Here is a 23755-nt window from a genome sequence, read left to right as displayed (position 1 = left end):
CCGCCCGCCCCCCCCCCCCCCCCGCCCCCCCCCCCGCGCGCCCGCCCGCCCCCCCCCCGCCCCCCCCCCCCCCCCCCCCCCCCCCCCCCCCCCCCCCCCCCCCCCCCCCCCCACTACAGCGAGGCGGCGGCCGGGCAGTCGCCCGGCACCTGCTTACTTGAAGCTGTAGACCACGTTCATGGTGGACAGCGTATCGGTCTTGCGCTTCTGGTCGGCGACGTCGCTGTTGTAGCGCGCCTGCCAACCCGCCTTGAGGGCGAAGTGCTTGTTCATGTTGACGGACACACCAAAGTCGTTCTGCGCGAAGGTGTTGTATGAACCGGATTCCACCAGCAGTGAATTGACCAGCTCGGTGTTCTCGGTGATGCCGAACTTGAGGTCGAACAGGCCGCGGCCGATCAGGCCGGTGCGGTTCTCGTCGGTCTCGGAGTTGTGGGTGCGGCGCACACCGGGGCCGATCTGGGTGTCCAGGGTGACGCGCTCGCCGTCGATCAGGCGGGTACCGTAGCCCAGGCCGAAGGTGCCAAGGCGATCGTAGGTGGCGAAGTCGTCGCGTTCATAGCGCACCGTGGCGGTGAGCTGGCGGTGCTCGCCCAGCTGCAGGGCGCTGCCGGCACTGCCGGAGTAGCGGTTGGCAGTGGTCTGGCGCTTGCGGCTGGTGCTGCCGTCGTCGGCGGTTTCCGTGTATTCGGCGCTGGAGCGCAGACCGAACAGATCCATGCTGTGGATCCAGTCATCGTCGGTGTAGCGCAGCTTCAGGCGGCCATTGAAGCTTTCGGTGGTGCTGTTGCCGTGGGCCGAGGCAAAGCCCAGCTCGCCGCCGCTGCCGCTCCACGGCGAGGTCATCGCGGCAAGGTCGGACGTATCGGTGGCGTCTTCGGCCCAGGCCAGCGGGGCGGCCAGCAGCAATGGCAGCAATAGGGAAACACGCAGGGACATCAGGAGGATCTCCTTGGGAGAGACGGAAAAGGGAGGCCTTGCGATGATACCGGATGGTCCCTGACCCTCAGGCGCATCCAGCGGCCGGGGCTTCATCCGCGATTACAGCGGTGGCCGACCTGCTCCATTGACGCCCGGAGTCGGACATAATCCGGGCATGGACCGCTATGAACGCATCAACGCGCTGCATCGTCTGCTCAAGTCCGCCCGCTATCCGGTCACGGTGATGCGGTTGCAGGAGGAGTTGAGCTGTTCCCGTGCCACGGTCTACCGCGACCTGGCCTTCCTGCGTGACGCGCTGATGGCGCCGGTGGAGGGCGATGGCGAGGCCGGGTTCCGCTACCTGAGTGGGGAAAGCGACCGTTTCGAGCTGCCGGGCCTGTGGCTGAGCTCGGAGGAGCTGCACGCCTTGCTGGCATCCCAGCACCTGTTGTCGCGGACCGGCGGCGGGGTGTTGTCGTCGATGCTGGCGCCGCTGCAGCAGCGCATCGAAGGCTTGCTGGCCGCACAGGCGGGTGCTTCGCATTGGCCAGTGGAGCGGGTGCGGGTGATTCCACACCGCGGCCGCAAGCTGGACGAGGCCAGTTTCCGCACGGTGGCTTCCGGCGTATTGGAGCGCAAGCAGCTGTCCTTCGAGTACCGCGCACGTTCCACCGATGAGGCGACCCGCCGCACGGTGTCGCCGCAGCGCATCACCCATTACCGCGACAACTGGTACCTGGACGCCTGGGATCACAGTCGCGAGGCGGTGCGCAGTTTTGCGGTGGACCGCATCCATCAGGCGCGGCTGCTCGATCAGCCGGCACGCGATGTGGCCGATGAAGAGTTGAACGAACAGTTGGCGGCCAGCTACGGCATTTTCTCGGGTGCGCCCAAGGGCTGGGCGACGATTGTGTTCAGTGCCAAGGCCGCGCGCTGGGTGGCCGATGAGCATTGGCATTCCAAGCAGCAGGGACGGTTTCTTGCTGACGGACGTTATGAATTGAAGGTGCCGTACAGCGTGTCACGCGAGCTGTTGATGGACGTGCTGCATTACGGCTCGGACGCGGAGATCGTGGAGCCGCAGTCCCTGCGCGAGCAGGCCAAGGCGTTGCTGTCGCTGGCGTTGAGTAATTACGACTGAGGAAGCTCGGGCTGGGGCTGGGGCTGGGTTTGACTCTTGCTCTGCTTTAGCTCTGCATTGGCTCTGCTTTCGCTTTGCTCATGCCTTGGCTTTGGCGTTGCTCTTGCTTTGGCTTTGCTTTTGGCTTTGCCCAGCTCTGCTCTTGCTCTGCTTTCCCCTCTCCCGCTTGCGGGAGAGGGGTAGGGGTAAGGGCAGCTTCTGTTTGTTGTTTGTTTTTGCAGTTGCTGTTGCTTTACCGAGAAGCAGAGCAACAGCCAACGCGAAGAACGAAGAGCCAAAGCTTGCCCTCACCCCAGCCCCTCTCCCGTAAACGGGAGAGGGGACAGCAAGAGCCAGAGCAAGAGCAACAGCAAAGCCAAAGCAGAAGCTAAAGCACAAAAAAACAGCCGCTTTCGCGGCTGTTTTCTTTCAGATCACTCCGCCATCAAACCCGGCCGAAGATCAACGTTGCATTGGTGCCGCCAAAACCGAAGCTGTTCGACATCACCGTATCCAACTTCGCTTCCTGCGTCTTGCGCAGAACCGGGAAGCCTTCCACACGCTCGTCCAGCGTCTCGATATTGGCCGAACCAGCCATGAAACCATCGCGCATCATCAGCAGGCAATAGATCGCCTCGTGCACGCTGGCAGCGCCCAACGAGTGGCCCGACAGCGCCTTGGTCGACGACAACGGCGGTACCGCATCACCAAACACTTCGCGCACTGCGCCCAGCTCGGTCACGTCGCCCAGCGGCGTCGAGGTGCCGTGGGTGTTCAGATAGTCGATCGGACGGTCCAAGCCTTCCATCGCCATCTTCATGCAACGCACTGCGCCTTCGCCGGACGGGGCAACCATGTCGGCACCGTCGGAGGTCACGCCGTAGCCAACCAGTTCGGCATAGATACGGGCGCCACGGGCCACAGCGTGGTCGTAGTCTTCCAGCACCAGCATGCCGGCGCCGCCTGCGATGACGAAGCCGTCGCGGTTGGCGTCGTAAGGACGCGATGCGGTGCTCGGGGTTTCGTTGAAGCTGGTGGACAGTGCGCCCATGGCGTCGAACATCACGCTCATCGACCAGTGCAGGTCTTCACCGCCGCCGGCAAACATCACGTCCTGGGCGCCGTGGCGGATCAGGTCGGCAGCAGCGCCGATGCAATGTGCCGAGGTGGCGCAGGCGGCCGACAGCGAATAACTCAGGCCCTTGATGCTGAAGGCCGTGGCCAGGTTGGCCGACACCGTCGAGCACATCGTGCGCGGCACCATGTACGGGCCTACCTTGCGCACGCCACGGTTGCGCAGCAGATCGGCCGCTTCCACCTGCCATTCGCTGGAGCCGCCGCCGGAGCCGGCGATCAGGCCGGTACGCACGTTGCTGACCACAGCCTCGTCCAGGCCGGCATCGGCAATGGCGTCGCGCATGGCGACATAGCTGTAGGCCGCGGCATCGCTCATGAAGCGCTTGAGCTTGCGGTCCACCTGCGCGTCCAGGTCGATCTCGACCTTGCCGCCGATCTGGCTGCGCAGGCCGGCTTCGGCGTGGTCGGGCAGGGTGACGATGCCGGGACGGCTGTCACGCAGGGCGCTGGAGACGGTATCCAGATCGTTGCCAAGGCAGGACGTGATGCCCATGCCGGTAATGACGACACGACGCATCAGAAGCTCTCGGTTGAGGTGAACAGACCTACGCGCAGGTCCTTGGCGGTATAGATCTCGCGGCCGTCGACCAGCATGCGGGCGTCGGTCTGCGCCATCACCAGCTTGCGGTTGATCACGCGCGAGACATCGATTTCGTACTGCACCAGCTTGGCGCTGGGCAGCACCTGGCCGGTGAACTTGACCTCGCCACAGCCCAGCGCACGGCCGCGGCCTTCCGCGCCCAGCCAGGTCAGGTAGAAGCCGGTCAGCTGCCACATGGCATCCAGGCCCAGGCAGCCCGGCATCACCGGGTCGCCGATGAAATGGCAGCCGAAGAACCACAGGTCAGGACGGATATCCAGCTCGGCCCGGATCATGCCCTTGCCGTGTGCGCCACCGTCCTCGCGGATCTCGGTGATGCGGTCGAACATCAGCATCGGGTCATTGGGGAGACGGCCTTTGTTGGGGCCGAAAAGTTCGCCACGCGCGCTGGCCAGCAGCTGGTCGCGCGAGAAAGCATGCAGACGGGTCATCCGGGGTAATCCAAAGCCATTGCGAGCCCCGGAGCATGCTGCAGCAGCTGCGTTCAATCAAATGTTTTAACTGGACGGTTGCGTATGTTAGCTGCAGATAAGCGCCGTTCGCGGGCTGTTACGGGAGGTATGAATAAGTACATTTGTGAGGACAAGTGTGCATTTAGCGACAACAGCTATCATGTTGGCGACCTTTTGAGACTGTTGCCTTGAGCCAACAACGCAAGATCATCCACGTCGACATGGACGCCTTTTATGCGTCCGTGGAGCAGCGTGATGACCCCGGTTTGCGCGGGAGGCCGGTGGTGGTGGCCTGGCGCGGGGCGCGTTCGGTGGTCTGCGCTGCCTCGTATGAGGCCCGCAAGTTCGGGGTGCGTTCGGCGATGCCGGCGCTGCGGGCCGAGCGCCTGTGCCCGGATGCGGTGTTCGTGCCGCCGGACTTTGCCCGCTACAAGGCGGTGTCGCGGCAGATCCGCGAGATTTTCCTGCAGCACACCCCGCTGGTGGAGCCGCTGTCGCTGGACGAGGCCTTCCTCGACGTCACCGAATCGCCGAGCTGCGACGGCATCGCCACCGAGATCGCCCGCACCATCCGTGCGCAGATCCGCGAGACTACCGGCCTGACCGCCTCGGCCGGCATCGCCCCGAACAAGTTCCTGGCCAAGGTCGCCTCGGACTGGCGCAAGCCCGATGGCCAGTTCGTGGTGCCGCCTTCCAGGGTGGAGCAGTTCCTGACACCGTTGCCGGTCAAGCGGGTGCCGGGCGTGGGCAAGGTGATGGAGGGCAAGCTGTCGGCGCTGGGCATTGTCACCGTCGGTGATCTGCGGGCGCTGCCGCTTGAACAACTGCAAGCCTTGTTCGGCAGTTTTGGCGCGGGTTTGTACCGACGCGCGCGTGGCATCGATGAGCGACCGGTGGAACCCGATCAGCCCGTGCAGTCGATCTCTTCCGAAGACACCTTTGCCGAAGACCTGCACATGGGTGAGTTCGATGAAGCCATCACCCAGTTGGCGGAACGTACGTGGCGCGCAACCGGGCGCACCGAGCGCATCGGTCACACCGTTGTGCTGAAGTTGAAGACCGCGCAGTTCCGTATTCTCACCCGCAGCTATACGCCGGATACGCCGCCAAGCTCGGTGGAGGATCTTCGCGACATCGCCCTGGCCTTGTGCCAACGCGTGCAGTTGCCGGCGGATACGCGTTATCGCCTGGTCGGCGTGGGCTTGTCGGGCTTCCGTGATCGCGAAGAACTGGTGATCCAGGGTGATTTGTTTCGCAGCATCTCGTTGGATTGAGTACATCCTCTGCGCGACGCGGCGCCGCTACAATCGATGCTCATTTTCCGGGAGTGTGGATGCGTGGCGACTACGGCCTTGGTGTTCGATTTGGATGGCACGCTGGTGGACAGCGCAGGTGATATCGCCGAGGCAGTGAACCTCACATTGGAAGAGCTGGCGTTGCCGCGCGTCTCCGAGGCGACGGTGCGCAGCTGGATAGGCGAGGGCGTGCGCAACCTGGTGTCCACCGCATTGGCGAACGCTGGCAGCGCGTTGACGCTGGAAGAAGTGATGTCGGTTTTCATGCAGCACTACAAGGCCTGCCTGCTGCGCAGCCCGCGCCTCTACGACGGTGTTGGTGAGGCCTTGACCGCATTGCAGGCACGCGGCCTGCCGATGGCCATCTGCACCAACAAGCCGGCGGCAATGGTCGCGCCTTTGTTGCAGCATCTGGGCATTGCCGGCTTCTTTGCGCACATCATCGGTGGCGATTCGCTGCCGCAGCGCAAGCCTGCGGCCGAGCCCTTGTTGCATGTGGCGCGTCTGTTGCAGCAGCCGGCGGCGGATTGCCTGATGATCGGTGACTCGGGCACCGATCTGGGCGCGGCCAACAATGCCGGCATGCCGATCGTGCTGGTGCGCTATGGCTATTCGCGCGACCTGGATCTGGATGCGGCTGAAGCAGTGGCGGTGATCGACGATATGCGTGAATTGGTGGCGATCCTCGCGTAACCGGGCTTTTGTAGGAGCGGCGTAAGCGGCGAAGCCGACAGCAATGAAGTCGCAGGGATTTCCGCAATCGGGCGGTCTATCAGCTTCGCGGCTTACGCCGCTCCTACAAATCAGAGGCCACAACCTCATTGCCCGTAGTTATCAATAATCATTCTCATTTAGTGTAGAATACGGGCAATCCGCAGCCTGTCTGGCGTTTGTTTCCGGCAGCTGCATTCGATATCCGTCGTTCCTCAAGCTGTTCGCCAGAGGGACGCATCCCCACTGTCGAGAGGCTTTCCCCCATGTCCCGTCGTTCGTCGTCGCGGTTGTCCGCGCGTGCCTTGTTGTCCCGCCATCCCCTTTCCGCTGCGCTGGCATTGAGCGCCTTGCTCGCCGGGCCGGCACTGGCCGAAGGCGCGGCACCGGCGACCGACATCGATACCGTGCACGTCACCGCCGAGCAGATCGCCAAGCAGGCCTTGGGCAGCTCGGTGATCACCTCGGTGGACCTGGAGCGCCTGCCGCCGGCCAACGATCTGTCTGAAGTGATCCGGCGCATGCCCGGCATCAACCTGACCGGCAATACCGCGTCGGGGTCATATGGCAATTTCCGCCAGATCGACATCCGTGGCATGGGCCCGGAAAACACCTTGATCCTGATCGACGGCCGCCCGGTGAGCTCGCGCGATTCGGTGCGCATGGGCCGCAGCGGCGAGCGCAACAGCCGCGGCGACAGCAACTGGGTGCCGGCCGAAGCGGTCGAGCGTATCGAAGTGCTGCGTGGTCCTGCTGCTGCACGTTACGGCTCGGGTGCTTCCGGTGGTGTGGTCAACATCATCACCAAGAAGCCGACCGGCGACCTGACTGGCTCGCTAACCTTGTACGGCAGCCAGGCCGAGCACAGTGCCGAAGGCGACAGCGAGCGCGTTGGCTTCCAGCTGTCCGGTCCGTTGAGTGAGCAACTGTCGTTCCGCCTGTTCGGCAACGTCAACAAGACCGAGCCGGATGCGCTGTCGCTCAACGAGGAGTTCGCCACCGGCGTGACCCCGCCGGCCGGCCGCGAAGGTGTGCGCAATCGCGATATCAGCGGCCTGCTGCGCTACGACATCAACGACAATCATGTGCTGGAGCTGGATGCCAGCGTCAGCCGCCAGGGCAATATCTACTCCGGCGAGCGCGGCGTCAGCAGCGACGGCTTCGAGCGCTTGAACGCACTGTACGGCGCCGAGACCAACGTGATGCTGCGCCGCTCGTTCGGCCTGACCCATCGCGGCAGCTACGAATGGGGTACTTCGCGCATCACCGCTGCCTACGACGACACCGACAACACCCGCTTGAACGAAGGCCTGGCCGGCGGCCCGGAAGGCTCGATCACCGAAGGCGCGAGCTTCTCCACGTCCGAGCTGACCTCCACCCGCGTCGATGGCGAGATCAACGTGCCGCTGAACTGGGGCGGCATCGAACAGGTGGCGACGCTGGGCTTCGAATACCGCGACATGAAGCTGGATGACCCGTATTCGGTGACCCAGAGCTCCAGCAGCGGCGGCGGCATTCCGGGCTACGACGGCGTGCGTACCGGCAAGAGCGACCAGCAGTTCGCAGCAGTGTTCGTCGAGGACAACCTGTACATCGGTGAGCGTTGGACGCTGACCCCGGGCCTGCGTTTCGATCACCATTCGCAGTTCGGCAACAACCTCAGTCCCAGCCTCAACGTGCAGTACAAGCTGGCGCAGGATTGGGCGATCAAGGGCGGCATTGCGCGTGCGTTCAAGGCGCCGAACCTGTACCAGGCCAACCCGGATTACCTCTACTACACGCGCGGCAATGGCTGCCCGGTGCTGAGCCCGAACCAAGGCTCTGGCTGCTACGTGATGGGCAACGCCAACCTCGATCCGGAAACCAGCATCAACAAGGAAATCGGCATCGAGTGGGCACCGGACAACGGCTGGCATGCCTCGGTCACCTACTTCCATAACGACTACAAGGACAAGATCGTTGCCGGCCAGGACCGCATCGGCATCACCAATGACACCAAGGGCCAGGTGTTCCAGTGGACCAATGCGCCGGAAGCCATCATCCGTGGCGTCGAAGGCAACGTGAAGGTGCCGCTGATCGGCGGTGGTGATGTGCTGTCGTGGAATACCAATGTCACCTGGATGATCGAGAACGTCGACAAGACCACCGATCAGCCGCTGTCCATCATCCCCGAATACACCGTCAACACCTTCCTGGATTGGCAGGTCAATACGCAGTTGTCGTTCATGCTGACCGGCACCTTCTACGGCAAGCAGGAATCGGCGACGCAGGCCAGCACCACCGGTGCGGCATTGCCGCCGGATACGCGCGCTGCCTATGACCTGTGGAGCCTGGGTGGCCAGTACCGGATCACGCCGAAGGTGCGCGTCGGTGGTGGTATCAACAACCTGTTCGACAAGCGTCTGTTCCGCGAAGGCACCACCAGCACCAGCGCCACCGGTGCAGGTGCTGCTACCTACAATGAGCCCGGCCGCAGCTACTGGGTAAACCTGACCGTCGGCTTCTGATCCAGGCACAGCGATGACAACTCACATGCGTACCCGCTTTCATTCACTGCTCGCCGTGGCCTCGCTGGTGTTGCTCGGCGTAGTCGCGCCGATGGCAGCCGCCCAGCAACGCAACCCGGCGCAGTTGATGGGCCAGACCGTTGCCGATACCGGCTCGGCGCACTACCGCTTCGAACGCTTCGTGGTACGCAGTGATGATGGCCAGCGCAGCTGGCGAGTCAACCTGGGCATCCCAGCCGGTAAGGCACCGGCGGCGGGTTTCCCGGCGCTGTGGATGCTGGATGGCAATGGCGCGTTGATGGAATTCGACGCGCCCCTGCTGGAGGAGCTGGCGCAGAAGCAGCCAACGGTGCTGGTGTTCGTCGGCTACGACAACCAGCAGCGCATCGATTCGCCCGCCCGTACCCGCGACTACACACCGATTGCTGACCAGCCCGAAGACGGTGGCGCGGCGGTCGGCGGTGGCGCCGATGCGTTCCTGGAAGTGCTTGAGCGGCGCATCCGTCCGCAGCTGGCGCAGCACGTGGCTACCGATGCCAACAAGCAGGCATTGTGGGGCCACTCTCTGGGCGGGCTGTTCGTGCTGCATACGCTGTACACGCGCAGCGGTGCATTCCAGACCTATGTGCCGGCCAGCCCGTCGTTGTGGTGGCAGCAGGGCGCGATGCTCGGTGCTCCTGAGCGCCAGTTCATCGGCAACAACGCCGGTCATCCGGCGCGTGTGCTGATGATGCTCGGTGGCGGTGAGCGTGATCGTGATACCAGCAACCGCGACATGAGCAATCCGCGCGTGCTGGCACACCTGAAGCGCGTCTCCGGTGCGCCTTCCGATGCCGCCGAGCAGCTGTCTGCGCGTCTGCGGCAGGTGCCGGGACTCGATGTCGAGTACCACCAGTTCGATGGCCTCGGCCATGGTCCGATGTTCCGCGCCTCGCTGATGCGCGCGCTGCATGAAATCACTGGCGTGCGTGACCGCAGCGCGGAGCCGCGCTCCTGATATGACCTCCAAGTCCGGGCCGACAGGCCCGGCACTCCATTACCCAGGCAGCGTCACCGCCCAGGCAGAAACCCACGATGCGCGCGACGTCGCGCAGCACCCAAGAGGTAATGCCCGATGGCAAACGTTCGTTCCACTACTGCTTCCACCACCGTCCGCGCAGCGCGTCCGCACCTGCTCGGCCTGGCCCTGTTGCTGGCTACCGGCGCTGCTGGTGCGCAGGTGTTCGCGCAGCCGGACACCGCCTTCAATGGCAGCGTGCGTGCCACCGCCCCGGTGGTGTTGCCGGGCAGCGAGACCGGTATCGAGGGCAATGGCTTCACTCCGGGCCAGAAGGTGACCTTGCTGCGCGGTGAGACTGTGCTCAACGCGCAGCCTTATGTCGCCAATGGCGAAGGCAGGTTCAGTGGCACGCTGGCGATTCCGGCCGATGCCGTCGCCGGCCCGCAGCCGATCGTGGTGCGGGCGGCTGCGCCGGATGCCGCAGCGGTGTTCTCACTGAAGGTCTCGCGCGAAGTGCCGCTTTCCGGCCAGGAGCGCATCCAGGCCGCCAGCAACCGCCTGGTGCAGGGTTTGTATCAGGTCGCCTACAGCCCGGCCAGCAAGGCCGCGTTCGTGACCAGCGCGGTCGGCCGCCCGCCGGTGAAGCAGTCCGAGCTGCTCAAGGTGGATCCGGAATCGCTGCAGATCATCGCCCGCATATCGCCGCAGGCGGCGCCGGGCAATGATGGCAACCTGTTCGCCGTGTACGGCGTGGGCGTGGATGACGCCAATGGCAATGTGTGGGTGACCAATACCCGCCAGGACACGGTGGCGGTCTACCGCCAGTCCGACCTGTCGCTGGTCAAGCAGTTCCCGGTCGGCGCGGTATCGCATGCGCGTGACGTGGTGGTCGATGCACAGCGAAACCGTGCCTATGTTTCGGCCACCGGTGCCGACTTCATCAGTGTGTTCGACACCCGCACGCTGCAGCAGCTGGACAACATCACCATCGCCTCCGGCAAGCGCGGCGAGACCTTCACCCCGGGCAGCCTGGACATCGATACGGCTACCGGCAAGGTCTATACCGTCAGCCTGGCCGCTGCCGAGGCGGCGATCATCGACGGCGCCAGCGGCAAGGTGGAGAAGGTGTTTCCGCTGGCCGGCGCGCGTGATGCGATCGGCGTTGCGTGGAACCCGGTGGCCAAGCGCCTGCTGGTGGTCTCGCAGGGCAGCGACAACCTGCTGATCGTCGACCCGGCCACGGCCAAGGTCGAGCACGACGTCTACGTCGGCGCCGGCTCCTTGAACGTGTCCTACAGCCCGAGCACGCGCCTGGCCTATGTCAGCAACCGCGCTGCCGGCACCGTCACCGTGGTCGATGAAGGCGGCAAGATCGTTGCCAACCTCGACGGCGGCACCTACCCGAACCACGTCAGCAAGGGCCCGGATGCGGTGATGTTCGCGATCAACAAGTCCAAGGGTGCTGATGACGCCAAGGGTGATCGCATCACCCGCCTGCTGCCTGTGCAGCGCTGAGTGATCCGCCGCGCCGTGCGCGCGGCAAGGCGGTAAACGCGCGGGAGATGCCGGCAACGGCAGCTCCCGCACTGCCATCAAAAGCTGGCCGGTACGCAGCTCCGATGCGTCGGCCAATCTGGTAACCGAGGAAATGTTGATGAAAGCCACCACCCTTGTTCCGACCAGCCTCGGCCTGCTGCTGGCCGTGCTGATTACCGGCTGTGATCGCGGCCCCGCACCGCCGCAGGCTGCAGCCGAAGCCCCCGCAGTTGCAGCGCCTGCTACCGATGCTGCTGATGCGAGCGTATTGCCGGCGGGTTGGAAGCGCGTGGCCGGGCAGGACGTGCCGCAGGTGGCTGCAGCAGCGCCGCAGCTGCCGGCCAAGCTGCGCTCGGACGATGGCGTGGAGGTCGAAGTGAGCGACATCAGTCGCATCGTCGCAGGGGGCGATGATGTGATCGCGGTGATTGAAGCGCTGGGTCTGGCCGGCAAGGTCTATGCCGCGCCGGAGCGCTCGGCAACGGCCGCAGGCAAGGCGGCCCCCAGGCACTTCCTGTTCAACCGCACCACCGGTGTGGAAGGCGTGCTCAGCCTGGACGGAACCCTGTTCCTTGGCAACAGCCTGCGCCGCCATGCGGTGCTGGCCGAACGCCTGCGCGCGACCGGCCATGCCGCGGTGGTGATCGATGACTTGCAGCCGCCGGCCGACAAGGTGCGCAAGGTGGCTGCTGCGCTTGGCCTGTCTGCACAGGGCGAGGAGTTGGCTGGCAAGGTGCAGGCACAGCTCGATCAGGCCGCAGCCATCGCCAAGGACAATGCGAAGCGCCCACGGGTGATCGCGCTGTCGGCCAGCGGCGCCGGTGGCCTGCCGACCGTGGCCGGCGCCGACAGCGCCGCCAACCAGCTGATCACCATCGCAGGCGGTATCAACATCGGCGAAGAGGCAGGCGTGGCCAATTATTCCCAGCTCAGCAACGAGGGCGTTGTCGCGGCGGCGCCGGAGGTGATCCTGGTAACTGAGAACGACCTGCGCCTGTTCGGCGGTGAAGCCGGCCTGTGGAAGGCCTATCCGACCCTGAAGCACACGCCCGCTGGTGCGGCCAACCGTGTCTGGGTGATGCCTGATGTCGAACTCAAATCCACCAGCGTGGGTTCCGGCGCCGGTGCGCTGGCCTTGGCGCAGGCGCTGGCGGAGTTGTCGCGCGGATGATGTCGGCGCAGGTCCGGCGGCCGAACGGCGCGCTGCTGCTATGTCTGTTGCTGGCGGTGCTGCTGGGGGCGGTGCTGTTGTCGTTCGGCACCGGCCCGCTGAAGCTGCCTGCGGCCGACGTGCTGCGCGCGATGGCGGCACAGTTCGGCTTGGCGGATCCGCAATCGATCAGTGCCCGCGACATGGGCGTGGTCTGGCAGCTGCGCATTCCGCGTGCGCTGTTGGGCGCGTTGGTTGGTGCGTCGCTGGCGATGGCTGGCGTCGCGCTGCAGGGCCTGTTTGGCAACCCGCTGGCGGATCCCGGCATCGTCGGCGTCAGCCAGGGCGCGGCGCTGGGTGCGGTGGCGGCGATCGTGCTCGGTGCGGGTGCATTCGCTGTGTGGTTGATTCCATTGGCGGCCTTCATTGGCGGTGCCGGTGCGACAACCTTGATCTATCTGCTGGCGCGGCCGGGGCGCGGTGAGGGCACCGCGACCTTGTTGCTGGTCGGTATCGCGATTGGTGCTGGCTGCTCGGCGGCGGTCGGCTTCCTGACCTACATCGCCAGCGAGAGCGAGCTGCAGTCGCTGGTGTTCTGGCAGATGGGCTCGTTGGCGCAGGCCAGTTGGAGCGACGTGGCCGCGGTCACGCCGGTATTCGTGATCGGCCTGCTGGCGTTGCTGCGGCTGGCCACGCCCTTGGACATGCTTGCGCTCGGTGAGCGCCAGGCACGCCATATCGGCCTGGATGTCGCGCGCACGCGACTGTTGCTGGTCGCTTTCAGTGCGCTGCTGGTAGGCGCAGCGGTGGCGTTTGCCGGCAGCGTCAGTTTCGTCGGCCTGGTGGTGCCGCATCTGGTGCGGATGCTGGTTGGCCCCGGGCATCGCTGGCTGCTGCCTTTGTCGGGTGTGGTCGGCGCGCTGTTGATCGTGGTGGCCGATACCGCCGCGCGCACGCTTGATCCACCGTCGGAAATCCCACTCGGCCTGTTCTCCGCGGCGCTGGGCGCGCCGTTCTTCCTGTGGCTGGTGCTGCGCAAGCGCGGGGGAAGGGCATGAGCGCGCCATTGCTGGAATTAGGCGGGGTCAGCGTGCTGCGTGGCGGTCGCCAGGTGTTGGCGGGTGTTGATCTGACGTTGCAGCCTGGCACGCTGACCGCCTTGGTCGGGCCCAATGGCGCTGGCAAGTCGACCTTGTTGGCCGTGCTTGCCGGTGATGCCGAGCCGGATGCCGGGCAGGCGTTGCTGCAAGGTCGTGCACTGGGTGACTGGTCTGTGTGTGAGCTTGCGCTGCAGCGCGCAGTGATGGCGCAGGATCATGCCGTGCACTTTGCCTTCAGCGTGCGCGAGGTGGTGGCGATGGGGCGTTTGCCGCATCCGCCACAACCACGACAGGATGCGGAGATCGTCGAGGCTGCATTGGCAGAAGTCGATGTCGTCGCCTTGGCTGGGCGCGATGTGCAGACGCTGTCCGGTGGCGAAGCCGCACGCACCTCGCTTGCCCGTGCCTTGGCGCAACAGACGCCGGTGCTGCTGCTGGATGAACCAACCGCCGCACTCGATCTTCGCCATCAGGAGCGTACCTTGCGCAGCGCCCGCGAGCTCGCCGCGCAGGGCCGTTGCGTGGTGGTGGTATTGCACGACCTCAACCTGGCATCGGCCTATGCCGATCGCATCGTGATGCTGTGCGACGGGCGCATTGCCGCTGATGGTTCACCGCGCGAAGTGCTGACCCGCGAGATCATCGGCAAGGTCTACGGCCAGCCGGTGCAGGTGATCGAGCACCCAACGCGCGGCGTACCGCTGGTGGTTGCCTGCGACGATTGAAGCTCCGGCGGCGAGCAGGCGGAAAAGCTGCTTTCGATCGCATCGCGCGCGAGCGTGACGGCTACTTCGGCGTCGCAGCCAGCGCCCGATAGTCGCGCGGGGTCATGCCGACGGTGTGCTTGAACTGGCGCGCGAACGCACTCTGGTCGGAGAAGCCACAGGCCTGGCCGACGCTGGCGATGCTGGTGTCGGTGAACAACATGCGGGTGGCAGCCTCGATGCGGAACTTGGTCAACAACTGCTGCGGCGTCAGCTGGAATACCTTCTTGAACAAGCGTTCCAGCTGCGCGACGGATACGCCACTCTTGCCGGCCAGCGTGCGCACACGCAGCGGCTCGTGGAAATGCGCCTGCATGTACTCCACCGCAGCATGCAGGCGCTGGAAGGAAGAGTCCTCGCGGTCGGGTTGGCCAAGATCACGCGAGATGCCGATCAAGCCGACGATGCGGTTGTCTTCCACCAGCGGCTGCTTGAGGGTGAGGCACCAGCCCGGGCTGCGGTTGGCATAGAGCTGCAGTTCAAGCATGTCTTCGATGACTTCGCCTGTCAGCACGCGCCGATCCTGCAGGATGTAGCGCGCGGCCAGATGCGCTGGATAGAGCTGCAACACGCTTCTGCCGACGATCTCCTCGCGGCTCTTCTTCGCCAGCCGTTGCATCAAGGTCTGGTTGACGTGCGTGTAGCGGCATTCGGTGTCCTTGATGAAGAACACCACGTCGGGAAGGGGATCAAACATGCGCACCAATACCTGCGGTGACAGGGTGACAGCCATGGCGTTGCTCTCCGTTGCAGAGCGCACACCCTGCCATTCCTGCGGCCGTCTCTCAAGCGCAATAAGTATGCTGAAATCCGCATCGTGCAGGCCAAGATACGCCTAGCGTGCGGCTGTGGCTGCAGTGGAATATTGATCCCGAAATGTACGGTCATGGCGTGCTTTCGTTTCTGCAGATGCCTTTAAATCAGTTGGTTGCAGTTGTTACAGGTTGTCTTGTTTTTATCAGTCCTGCACGTTGAACAGCGAGCAGGCGTCTGCCGGGGCCGGTCAGGGGGCTGGTATTAGGCGGATCTCAAAATCCGGGTCGGTTATGCCAAGGTAGCGCGCGGATGCCAGAAGCGGCGCACGCAGTGGTTGGTCCTGGCTCGGCGTTGTGTGCTTGTTTGCCTTCGGTGTGGCCTCGTTCAGGGCCCCGGGGACCGTGATCGCTCCATCTGCTGTCGACCATTGCGCTTGCTCGCGCTGAGGTCGGTCAGCGTGTGCGCGTAAAAGTCCGGCGTCCTGGCGGCGACAGCGCCGCCATGGCGGTGGCGTGCGCCGGCAGCTGTTGGCTGGGCGGTGCAGCAGCCACTTCGTGGTTGCTTGCTCAACTTTCGTTTCGCATTTCATATTCAAGGGGAAGTAGATGAAGACGAATCACCGCGCCGAGCGCATTCCATGTCGTCGGCGTGGCCAGTTGGCAGTCGCTGTTGCCATTGCCTTGTGTGCCACCGCAACGGGCTCTGCATGGGCGCAGGATGCTGTCGGGGAGGTGGTGAAGGAGCAACAGGCCGCTGGCGCTGAAGCGAAGAATCTCGATACCGTGATCGTCACCGGTTCGCGTATTCGTCGTGAGCCGGGCTTTGAAGGCCCCGCACCGGTAACCGCCATCAGTGCGGAAAAGATCCAGGCCTCCGGCTACACCCAGATCGCCGATCTGGTGAACCAGTTGCCCAGCTTTGCTGCAACCCAGACCAGCCAGACCGCCAACCAGACCGGCAATGTCGGTGTCAGTGCGCTGGACCTGCGTGGCATGGGCGTGCAGCGCACCTTGACGCTGGTGGATGGGCGCCGCCAGGTTGCATCGATCCCCGGCACCGCCGGCGTGGATGTCAGTGCGCTGCCTGCAAGCATGATCGAGCGTGTGGACGTGGTCACCGGTGGCGCGTCCGCGCTGTACGGTGCCGATGCCGTGAACGGTGTGGTCAACTTCGTCCTCAAGCGCGACTACGAAGGGCTGGAAGCCAGCGTCCGCTACGGCGACTCCTCGCGCGGCGACATGCCGACCTATACCGGCGACGTGCTGTTCGGCAAAAATTTCGCCGACAACCGCGGCAACTTCACCTTGTACGGCTTCTGGGAAGACAACTCCGGTACGGTGCGCGGCCAGGACCGTCCCTGGACCGCCAACGGCTACCCGTATTACGCACGCGCCAAGAGCACCGATCCGTATGTGATCCTCGACAACAGTCGCAACGTCTACAACTCGCCCAATGCGACCGTGTTGCTGGGCAACTGCACGGTGGCCAATGCCGCCAATTGCCTGTACACCTTCAATCCGGACGGCTCGCTGCGCCACTCGCAACTCGGCCCGGGCGGGCTGACCAACCTGAGCACCGGCTTCAACGTGCTGCAGCAGGGCACCACCGATGGCGGTGAGTTTGGCGGCCGCTATGACTCCTGGTACCTGGTGACGCCATCGGATCGCCAGACCGTGCGTTCGACGCTGGATTTCGACGTCAACGATGCGCTGCGGCTGGTGGGCACGGTCAACTATTCGCAGAGTCAGTCCGAAGCGTCCTGGCGCTCGCTCAGTACCTACGGTTCGGGTGGCAGCGAAGTGGTGCCGTATTACAGCCCCTTCATCACCCAGGAAATGATCACCGCCAACGGTGGTGCGTTCACCAATGGCATCGCCTTCGGCCGCCATTTCGACGGAGAGCTGGGGCATATGCGCCAGCAGACCGATCGCAAGTTGCTGCAGGCAACCGTCGGCGCGGAAGGCTTTTTCGACTTCTTCGGCCGCAGCTGGAACTACGAGGCTTATTACTCTTACGGACGCAGCCGCCAGCGCACCCGCGAACTCAACGCAGGCTCCTATGACCGCTTGCTGTCGGGTTTGAATTCCTACGTGGATGGCGCTGGCAACCCGATCTGCTGGGATGGCCCGGCCGGCTGCGTGGCGATCAATCCTTTCAAGCGCCTGACCTCGGAGATGGTCGATTGGTTGACCTACGACACCGACTGGTCCACGACCACGCTGACCCAGAAGGTTGCATCGGCCTATGCCTCCGGTGGGCTGTTCGACCTGCCTGGTGGCGAAGCCAAGATCGTGGTGGGCGCGGAGTACCGCAAGGAACGCAATGAGATTGGCACCATCGCCCAGTACGATCCGACCAATCCGGCTTATGACGCCAGCCTTGGCACTACCCAGAACGGTTTGAACGGCGAGTTCAGCGTCAAGGAGATCTTCAGCGAGCTCAGCCTGCCGCTGCTGTCGGGTGTGGCCGGCGCCGAACGCTTGTCGCTGGAGCTGGCCGGGCGCGTCTCGGACTACAGCACCGCCGGCCGCACCACGACGACGAAGCTCGGTCTGGAATGGGCGCCGATCGAAGACATCACCGTGCGTGGCACCTACGGCAAGGCGATCCGTGCGCCCAACATCGGTGAGCTGTACACCGCCGGCAGCGTGTCGTCGGCGTGGATCTACGATCCCTGCAACGACTATGCGCTGGCCAACCGCACCAGTGCCACCAGCTACACGGCGGGCAATTGCGCCGCGATCAGCCCCAGCGATACCAGTGTTGGCAACTATTGGCAGTGGAAGGACATCGTCTACTCGGGCAACGTCAACCTGAAGCCGGAAACCGCCAAGACCACGACCTTCGGCGTGGTGTTGCGGCCGCGCTTCATTTCCAACCTGACGGTGTCCGCCGATTACTACAAGATCGACCTGCGCGGGGTGATCTCCACGCTGGACTACCAGACCATCCTCAACCGCTGCGTCGACCAGGCCAGCCTGGACAACACCTTCTGCGATCTGGTCACCCGCGACTCGGCTGGCGACATCGTTGAAGTGGCGGTGCAGCAGCTGAACCTGTCGCAGAGCATTGCCCGCGGCGTGGATATCAACGCCAATTGGTTCCATGACCTTGGCGGCGTGGCGGGCTCCAATGCGGGTCGTATCCTGGTTGATCTGAGCTATGGCCGCACGCTGGAACGCAAGTTCGTCGCCGATCCGCAGAATCCGGATGATGCATGGGATTACCTCACGCTATGGGGCACGCCGAAGTGGAAGGGCACGGTGCGCACCGGCTGGTCCAATCCCAAGCTCAGCGTCTACTGGACCCTGCGGCATGTATCGAAGATGCGTGGCAGCAATACTTCGACTGCGGCGTATGAGCGCGAATGGGCAGGCAATACCTTCTACAGCGATTTCTACGCCAGCTATCAGTTCACGCCGAAGTTCAGCGTGTTTGGTGGTCTCAACAACGCGTTCGATCGCGCGCCGCCGCGTGTGCCGGGCGCGGAGGCCGGCGGTGCTGGCTTCAACCAGAGCGGTTACCAGGCGGCGGTGTATGACGTGCTGGGCCGCACCTTCAACGTCGGTCTGCGCATGAAGCTTTGACGAACTTCCGCTACTGCAAATAGAACAGGGCCGACGGAATCACCGTCGGCCCTGCTTGTTTTCACACTGGCGGAAACCGCAGCGGCGCTGCGGCTTCGCTGACTCAGTTGGCCTTGCTGTTGTAACGCAGGGTCAGCTGGTATTCGCGGCCCGGCTGGTTGTACCAGGCAACGGTTTCGTACTCGCGGTCGAACACGTTGGCGGCCCTGGCCTGCAGGCTCCATGCGTCGTTGATGGCGTATTCAACGCGCACATCCATGGTGCCGTAGCCGGCCAGACGCACGCTGTTGGCAGCGTTGTCGAAGCGGTGGCCGCTGCCTGCAGCGGTCACGCCCAGACGCAGCGGGCCGAAGCTCTTGTCCACGTCCAGACGGCCGCTGGTGCGCGCGCGGCGGGCCAGCAGGTTGTCGTAGGTGGCAGCGCCGGAGGTGTGGTCGCGCGGGTCGGTGAAGCTGGCCTGGGCGTTGATGTCGAAGCCAGCCAGCGACAGGTAGCCGGTCAGCTCGGCGCCGCGGATGCGGGCTTCGGCAACGTTGACCAGGTCGAAGTTGCTGTCATAGCCGATCAGCTGGTCGACGCGGGTTTCGTAGGCATTGAAGGTCCAGTTCCAGTTGTCGGCGTACTGCGCGATGCCGAGGTTCAGGCTCTTGGATTCTTCCGGCTTCAGGTTCGGGTTGCTGAAGCCCGGGTAGTACAGGTCGTTGAAGGTCGGTGCCTTGAAGCCGGTGCCGGCGCTGGCGGTCAGGCGGAAGCCATTGCCGAAGGCAAAGCCATAACCCAGGCTGCCGGTGGTGTGGTTGCCGAACTGCTCGTTGTCGTCGTTGCGCACGCTGGCCTGCAGCGAGTGCGCGCCGAACTGGCCCTGGTACTCGGCAAACACGCCGAGGTTGTCGCGCTGGTCGATGTCGAAGGCGGTGGAGCTGGTGACCTTGTCGTTCTGCCAATCAGCGCCAGCGGTGATCTGCTGGCCTTCGGCGAAGCTGAAGTCGCCCTGCACGCTGGCGGTGTCGCGGCGGGTATCGAAGGCGCTGGCGAAGCTGCGGGTGCCGGTGCTGGCATCCGCGAAGTAGTTGTCGGCCTGGTCGCGGTTGCGGCCAACCTGTGCGCTCAGGCGGAAGCGCTCGGATGCAGCCCAGGCGAGCTTGGCACCGTAGACCTGCTGGCGGTTGTCGGCTTCGTTGCCGCCGAAGATGCTGCCGTCGTATTCGTTGAAGCTGTCGGCGTTGAGCACATGGCCTTCCAGGCTCAGCGTGTCGGTCAGGGCATAGCCACCGCGCACGTTGATGGAGGTGTTGCGGTAGCCATCGCGGTCCGGCTCATCGGCGAAGCAGCCAGCGCCCCAGCCAGCGGCGGTGCCGCGGCAGGCGTTGATGCCGTCGGTCTTCTGGTAGCCGCCCTGGGCCGAGATCCAGCCGCGCTCACCGCGGTTGCTGAAGCCGGCGCTGACCTGGCGCAGGTTGTTGCTGCCGGCGGTGATCGCCAGGTTCTGCTGCAGGCCCTGGCCAGCGTTGCGGGTGAAGATCTGGATCACGCCGCCGATGGCCTCGGAGCCGTACAGGCTCGAACGCGGGCCCCGCACGATTTCAATGCGCTCGATCTGGTCAACCGGCAGGTCCTGCAGGGCGGCCATGCCGCTGGTGGCCGAGGCCACGCGCACGCCGTCCACAAGCACCAGCACCTGGTTGGAGTTGCTGCCACGCAGGAACAGCGAGGTGATCTTGCCGTTGCCGCCCTGGTTGGCGAAGTCCAGGCCGGCGCGGCCGCGCAGCAGGTCCTGCAGCGAGTTGGCCTGGCTGTGGTCGATCTGCGCACGGTCGATGACCTGCACCGGCACCACGCTGTTCTCGATGGAGATCGGGGTACGGGTGGCTGTGACGGTGACGTCGTCCAGCTCGGTTGGTGCGTTCTGCGCAGCGGCAACGCCCGGCAATGCCAGGGCAAGGGCGAGCGAAAGGGTGTGGTAAGACAGTTTCATGGAAGCTCCTGGGCCTGCACGCTCCCGCGCAGGCGGATTGGGGAGGCTGCCAGAAGAGGGAGAAGACGGAGGCGGCGCACACGGCGCTACAGCCGCCGCCATGCCCTCCGCATCGCAACCAGTCGGCTTCCGGGCCGGTCTCCGGACTCGCAGGCGAGGCGGCGTGGGCCGCTTCCGTCCAGACGCCTTCCCGTGCCGTGCACAGTGGCGCCATGTCTGGACTTGTCCTGCTTACCGTTGCGGGGGCAGTGCCGGAATGGCGACATGCTGGAGTTCCAGCAGTGCGCGGCACCGGCTTCCCGTTTCAACCGACCGGCAATGCCGGTCGGTCACCCGAAAGTGCGCGCATTCTATGCCATTGCCGCCAGCGTTGCCGGAATGGGTGGCAACGGCCGGCATGGCGCGGACTCTGTAACTGGGGTTCAAGGTAGCCCGGATAAGCGCATGCGCACCCGGGAAGTGCACGGCGCCGCAGGCCTGCAGCGGTGCTGCAATCTCGTTCACGCGTGCGCTGCGCTTACCCGGGCTACGTGTTGCATGAGTTCGATTTGATTGGGGGCTGGCGAAACAAGCCCTGCGCAGCACTGTTGCCGAGTGGCTAGAATGCGCGCTGCAAACGCAGTATCGGAAGTGTCGTGACAGAAACATGGTACGGGCAGGCCTGCGGCCAGCCTTCGCAGGAATACCGGCAGCGCGCCCTGCTGCGCCAGCGCCAGCTGACCAAGCCGGAAGGCGCCCTGGGTCGTTTGGAGACATTGGCTGTTGAGCTGGCTGCGCTGCAAGGCGTGGATCAGCCGGTGGCGCAGCGTGTGCCGGTGGTGGTGTTCGCAGGCGACCACGGCGTGACCGCGCAGGGCGTGTCGGCTTACCCGGCCGAAGTGACGGTGCAGATGCTGCACAACTTCGCCGGCGGCGGTGCTGCCATTGCGGTGCTGGCGCGCGAACTGGGCCTGCCACTGCACGTATGGGATGTAGGCAGCCGCGCTACCACAGCGATTGCCGGCGTGGTCAGTGCCAAGACCCTGCATGGTACTGCTGACTTCAGCGCAGGCCCGGCGATGTCGGTAGTCGATCTGGACGCTGCCTTCGATGCGGGTCGCCGCGCGGTGGAGGCTGCCTGTGCCGATGGTGCGGATTTGTTGGTGTTCGGCGAGATGGGCATCGGCAACACCACAGCTGCGAGTGCCATCGCTGCTGTGCTTGGCCCGTTGCCATTGGACGAGTTGGTTGGCGCCGGTACTGGCCTGGACGCGGTGCGCATGGTGCAGAAGAAGAATCTGATCGCACGCGCGCTGAGCCTGCATGGTGACGCGATCAGCACGGCCGAGTCGCCCGCGTACGAAGCATTGCAACGTGTAGGTGGATTGGAGATCGCAGCGATCAGCGCGGCGATGATCGCCGCAGCACAGCGACGTATTCCAGTGTTGGTGGATGGCTTCATCGTCTCTGCTGCGGCATTGGCAGCAGTACGCATCAATCCCAGCCTGCGGCCATGGCTGCTGTTCTCGCACCAGTCTGCCGAGCGTGGTCACATCCGCCTGCTGGAGGCATTGCAGGCTCAGCCGCTGCTGTCATTGGACCTGCGTCTCGGCGAAGGCTCCGGTGCCGCGCTCGCGTTGCCGCTGGTGCGCATGGCCTGCGCCCTGCACAACAGCATGGCGACGTTCGCCGAGGCAGCTGTTGCCGACCGCGGTGGCGGCCGATGATTCTTGATCTGATGCGGCATGCCTCCACCGGGCGTGCCGGCCACCTCGACGGTCGTACCGATCCGCCCTTGATCGAAGGCGCGATGGACACGCTGTACCGCAGCCACGCAGGCATTGGCTGGAGCCGGGTGATCACGTCGCCGCGTCGGCGCGCGCTTGATACCGCGCATGCATTGGTGGCTGGCAGCAACCAGTTCTGCGAGATCCACCCGGATTGGGCCGAGCTCGACTTCGGCGATTGGGACGGACTGCATTTCGATGAAGTTCCAGCCGAGCAGCTTGCTGGCTTCTACAGCGAACCGCACGATGTGGTGCCGCCCAACGGCGAATCCTGGCAGCAGTTCCAGGCGCGTGTGGAAGCGCAGTTGCATCGTTTGGTGGATGAAGACGATTGTGACGGCCAGCCGGTGCTGGTGGTCAGCCACGCTGGCGTGTTGCGGCTGGTGGTGTCACGGGTGTGTGGCATGAGCTTGTCTTCGCTGTGGGCGATGCGCATCGACTACGGCACCCGTGTGCGCCTGCGCGTGGAGCGCGGCGAAGACGGCCAGTTGTGGGGTGAACTGCTGGAGTTGCGACAACCATGATTGGACGCCGCCTGATCCTTGCCATCCAGTTCCTGACCCGGCTGCCGACACCGCAGGTGCGCGACTTCCGCCAGGAGGACCTGAGCAGGTCGGCGGTGTACTACCCCTTGGTTGGCGCCATCATCGGCGTCCTGCTGGCACTGCCGCTGTATGGCCTGTCGGATCGGCCCTGGCTGGCTGGCGCGCTGACCTTGCTGATGTGGGTGTGGGTGACTGGCGCGCTGCATCTGGATGGCCTGGGCGATGTTGCCGATGCCTTCGGTGCCGCCCATCGCAATCCGCAGCGTTTCCTGGAGGTGCTCAAGGACCCGCATATGGGCGTGTTCGGCGTGGTCACGCTGATCATGCAGCTGCTGCTCAAGTTCGTGCTGTTGACCGAGCTTGCGGTGGGTCCGTTGTGGTTCGGCATCGTGCTGGTGCCGGCGTGGGCACGCTGGGGCACCTTGTGGTGGAGCCAGCGCATACCGTCGCTGCACGCTGATGGTATGGGTGAGCGCTTTTCCTGGCAGCTGCGACCGTCGGCGATGTGGGCGTGGGCAGTGTTGCTGGCCGCGATCAGCGTGGTGTTTGCATGGCCGTTGTTGCTGGCGCTGCTGCTGGTGCCGCTGGTGGCCGTGTGGTGGAAGCGCAAGCTTGGCGGCATCTCCGGCGATGGCCTGGGTGCAAGCGTGGAAGTAGTGGAGACCTTGCTGATGCTGGCGCTGGTAGTCCTCGCACCGCTAGCCACCGGATTTGTGGGAGTGTTGTAGGAGCGGCGTAAGCCGCGAAGCCACACCTGCCACCGGTGCCACGTAACTCGAACCATCTGCGACCATTTCTGGGCGATGTGACAGATAGCCCTCTTCGCGGGGTA

18 protein-coding genes and 1 riboswitch are annotated in these 23755 nt (G+C 64.6%); of the genes, 13 read left to right on the top strand and 5 right to left on the bottom strand.

Features of this window, described 5'->3' with window-relative positions; all coding sequences use genetic code 11:
• Positions 1-153: 153 nt before the first annotated feature.
• Positions 154-939, bottom strand: a complete 786-nt coding sequence (locus tag ACVOLI_RS16235) for a DUF481 domain-containing protein (RefSeq protein WP_282273354.1) — start codon at positions 937-939, stop codon at positions 154-156.
• A gap of 157 nt (positions 940-1096) precedes the next feature.
• On the opposite strand from ACVOLI_RS16235, the gene ACVOLI_RS16230 reads away from it, so the two are divergent.
• On the top strand, positions 1097-2062 hold the full coding sequence (locus ACVOLI_RS16230; protein ID WP_282273353.1) for a helix-turn-helix transcriptional regulator: 966 nt from the start codon (positions 1097-1099) through the stop codon (positions 2060-2062).
• A 424-nt stretch (positions 2063-2486) separates the two neighbouring features.
• Here the strand turns inward: ACVOLI_RS16230 and fabB are convergent, their stop codons facing one another.
• Positions 2487-3695 (bottom strand): beta-ketoacyl-ACP synthase I, encoded by a 1209-nt coding sequence (fabB, locus tag ACVOLI_RS16225; RefSeq protein ID WP_481615203.1) that lies wholly within the window; start codon positions 3693-3695, stop codon positions 2487-2489.
• Entirely contained in the window at positions 3695-4210 is a 516-nt protein-coding gene (fabA, locus tag ACVOLI_RS16220) for a 3-hydroxyacyl-[acyl-carrier-protein] dehydratase FabA (protein ID WP_296251034.1), read from the bottom strand. The genes fabB and fabA overlap by 1 nt, the downstream gene beginning before the upstream one ends.
• A gap of 209 nt (positions 4211-4419) precedes the next feature.
• Here fabA and dinB point away from each other — a divergent pair, with 209 nt between their 5' ends.
• The 8 genes from dinB to ACVOLI_RS16180 all read left to right on the top strand — a co-directional run bounded on the left by dinB (position 4420) and on the right by ACVOLI_RS16180 (position 14255).
• Entirely contained in the window at positions 4420-5505 is a 1086-nt protein-coding gene (gene dinB / locus ACVOLI_RS16215) for a DNA polymerase IV (protein ID WP_296251035.1), read from the top strand.
• 63 nt (positions 5506-5568) lie between these two features.
• Entirely contained in the window at positions 5569-6219 is a 651-nt protein-coding gene (gene gph / locus ACVOLI_RS16210; RefSeq protein ID WP_481615202.1) for a phosphoglycolate phosphatase, read from the top strand.
• Between the two features lie 284 nt (positions 6220-6503).
• A complete protein-coding gene (locus tag ACVOLI_RS16205; protein WP_481615201.1) occupies positions 6504-8744 on the top strand; it encodes a TonB-dependent siderophore receptor in 2241 nt (746 codons plus the stop codon).
• Between the two features lie 25 nt (positions 8745-8769).
• The gene (locus tag ACVOLI_RS16200) at positions 8770-9741 is read left to right on the top strand and encodes an alpha/beta hydrolase (protein ID WP_481615200.1); all 972 of its coding nucleotides are present in this window, start codon (positions 8770-8772) and stop codon (positions 9739-9741) included.
• A gap of 117 nt (positions 9742-9858) precedes the next feature.
• Positions 9859-11259 (top strand): YncE family protein, encoded by a 1401-nt coding sequence (locus ACVOLI_RS16195; RefSeq protein ID WP_481615199.1) that lies wholly within the window; start codon positions 9859-9861, stop codon positions 11257-11259.
• Between the two features lie 139 nt (positions 11260-11398).
• Complete coding sequence (locus ACVOLI_RS16190; RefSeq protein WP_481615198.1) at positions 11399-12451, top strand: heme/hemin ABC transporter substrate-binding protein; 1053 nt, start codon at positions 11399-11401, stop codon at positions 12449-12451.
• On the top strand, positions 12448-13488 hold the full coding sequence (locus ACVOLI_RS16185; RefSeq protein ID WP_481546594.1) for a FecCD family ABC transporter permease: 1041 nt from the start codon (positions 12448-12450) through the stop codon (positions 13486-13488). Before ACVOLI_RS16190 ends, ACVOLI_RS16185 begins: the two co-directional genes overlap by 4 nt.
• Entirely contained in the window at positions 13485-14255 is a 771-nt protein-coding gene (locus ACVOLI_RS16180; RefSeq protein WP_481615197.1) for a heme ABC transporter ATP-binding protein, read from the top strand. The genes ACVOLI_RS16185 and ACVOLI_RS16180 overlap by 4 nt, the downstream gene beginning before the upstream one ends.
• 61 nt (positions 14256-14316) lie before the next feature.
• Here the strand turns inward: ACVOLI_RS16180 and ACVOLI_RS16175 are convergent, their stop codons facing one another.
• The gene (locus ACVOLI_RS16175) at positions 14317-15027 is read right to left on the bottom strand and encodes an AraC family transcriptional regulator (RefSeq protein WP_296251054.1); all 711 of its coding nucleotides are present in this window, start codon (positions 15025-15027) and stop codon (positions 14317-14319) included.
• A gap of 628 nt (positions 15028-15655) precedes the next feature.
• Here ACVOLI_RS16175 and ACVOLI_RS16170 point away from each other — a divergent pair.
• Positions 15656-18637: a TonB-dependent receptor domain-containing protein gene (locus ACVOLI_RS16170; protein ID WP_481615196.1), complete on the top strand. Its 2982-nt coding sequence runs from the start codon at positions 15656-15658 to the stop codon at positions 18635-18637.
• A gap of 103 nt (positions 18638-18740) precedes the next feature.
• Here the strand turns inward: ACVOLI_RS16170 and btuB are convergent, their stop codons facing one another.
• Positions 18741-20612 carry a TonB-dependent vitamin B12 receptor gene (btuB, locus tag ACVOLI_RS16165; protein WP_481615195.1) on the bottom strand — a complete coding sequence of 624 codons (1872 nt, stop codon included), beginning with the start codon at positions 20610-20612 and terminating at the stop codon, positions 18741-18743.
• A 115-nt stretch (positions 20613-20727) separates the two neighbouring features.
• A riboswitch (cobalamin riboswitch) is annotated at positions 20728-20964 on the bottom strand.
• Between the two features lie 283 nt (positions 20965-21247).
• Here btuB and cobT point away from each other — a divergent pair.
• Genes cobT through cobS form a run of 3 tightly spaced genes read left to right on the top strand, consistent with a single transcriptional unit; the run spans position 21248 to position 23651 of the window.
• Positions 21248-22318 (top strand): nicotinate-nucleotide--dimethylbenzimidazole phosphoribosyltransferase, encoded by a 1071-nt coding sequence (gene cobT / locus ACVOLI_RS16160; RefSeq protein ID WP_481615194.1) that lies wholly within the window; start codon positions 21248-21250, stop codon positions 22316-22318.
• Positions 22315-22902, top strand: coding sequence for a histidine phosphatase family protein (locus tag ACVOLI_RS16155; protein ID WP_481615193.1), 588 nt, complete (start codon positions 22315-22317; stop codon positions 22900-22902). Before cobT ends, ACVOLI_RS16155 begins: the two co-directional genes overlap by 4 nt.
• Positions 22899-23651, top strand: coding sequence for an adenosylcobinamide-GDP ribazoletransferase (gene cobS, locus ACVOLI_RS16150; protein WP_481615192.1), 753 nt, complete (start codon positions 22899-22901; stop codon positions 23649-23651). The genes ACVOLI_RS16155 and cobS overlap by 4 nt, the downstream gene beginning before the upstream one ends.
• Positions 23652-23755 lie beyond the last annotated feature (104 nt).

The organism is Stenotrophomonas sp. STEN029 (assembly GCF_056760015.1).
Note: the sequence above shows the minus strand (reverse complement) of the source record. Positions and strands in the feature narration are given on the sequence as shown.

Bases quoted from the DNA above. Each gene is read 5' to 3' on its own strand.
- fabA (WP_296251034.1), bottom strand. From the start codon at position 4,210: ATGACCCGTCTGCATGCTTTCTCGCGCGACCAGCTGCTGGCCAGCGCG.
- ACVOLI_RS16185 (WP_481546594.1), top strand. From the start codon at position 12,448: ATGATGTCGGCGCAGGTCCGGCGGCCGAACGGCGCGCTGCTGCTATGT.
- ACVOLI_RS16200 (WP_481615200.1), top strand. From the start codon at position 8,770: ATGCGTACCCGCTTTCATTCACTGCTCGCCGTGGCCTCGCTGGTGTTG.
- ACVOLI_RS16195 (WP_481615199.1), top strand. From the start codon at position 9,859: ATGGCAAACGTTCGTTCCACTACTGCTTCCACCACCGTCCGCGCAGCG.
- fabB (WP_481615203.1), bottom strand. From the start codon at position 3,695: ATGCGTCGTGTCGTCATTACCGGCATGGGCATCACGTCCTGCCTTGGC.
- btuB (WP_481615195.1), bottom strand. From the start codon at position 20,612: ATGAAACTGTCTTACCACACCCTTTCGCTCGCCCTTGCCCTGGCATTG.
- ACVOLI_RS16205 (WP_481615201.1), top strand. From the start codon at position 6,504: ATGTCCCGTCGTTCGTCGTCGCGGTTGTCCGCGCGTGCCTTGTTGTCC.
- ACVOLI_RS16230 (WP_282273353.1), top strand. From the start codon at position 1,097: ATGGACCGCTATGAACGCATCAACGCGCTGCATCGTCTGCTCAAGTCC.
- ACVOLI_RS16175 (WP_296251054.1), bottom strand. From the start codon at position 15,027: ATGGCTGTCACCCTGTCACCGCAGGTATTGGTGCGCATGTTTGATCCC.
- ACVOLI_RS16155 (WP_481615193.1), top strand. From the start codon at position 22,315: ATGATTCTTGATCTGATGCGGCATGCCTCCACCGGGCGTGCCGGCCAC.
- ACVOLI_RS16180 (WP_481615197.1), top strand. From the start codon at position 13,485: ATGAGCGCGCCATTGCTGGAATTAGGCGGGGTCAGCGTGCTGCGTGGC.
- ACVOLI_RS16190 (WP_481615198.1), top strand. From the start codon at position 11,399: ATGAAAGCCACCACCCTTGTTCCGACCAGCCTCGGCCTGCTGCTGGCC.
- ACVOLI_RS16170 (WP_481615196.1), top strand. From the start codon at position 15,656: ATGAAGACGAATCACCGCGCCGAGCGCATTCCATGTCGTCGGCGTGGC.
- ACVOLI_RS16235 (WP_282273354.1), bottom strand. From the start codon at position 939: ATGTCCCTGCGTGTTTCCCTATTGCTGCCATTGCTGCTGGCCGCCCCG.
- cobS (WP_481615192.1), top strand. From the start codon at position 22,899: ATGATTGGACGCCGCCTGATCCTTGCCATCCAGTTCCTGACCCGGCTG.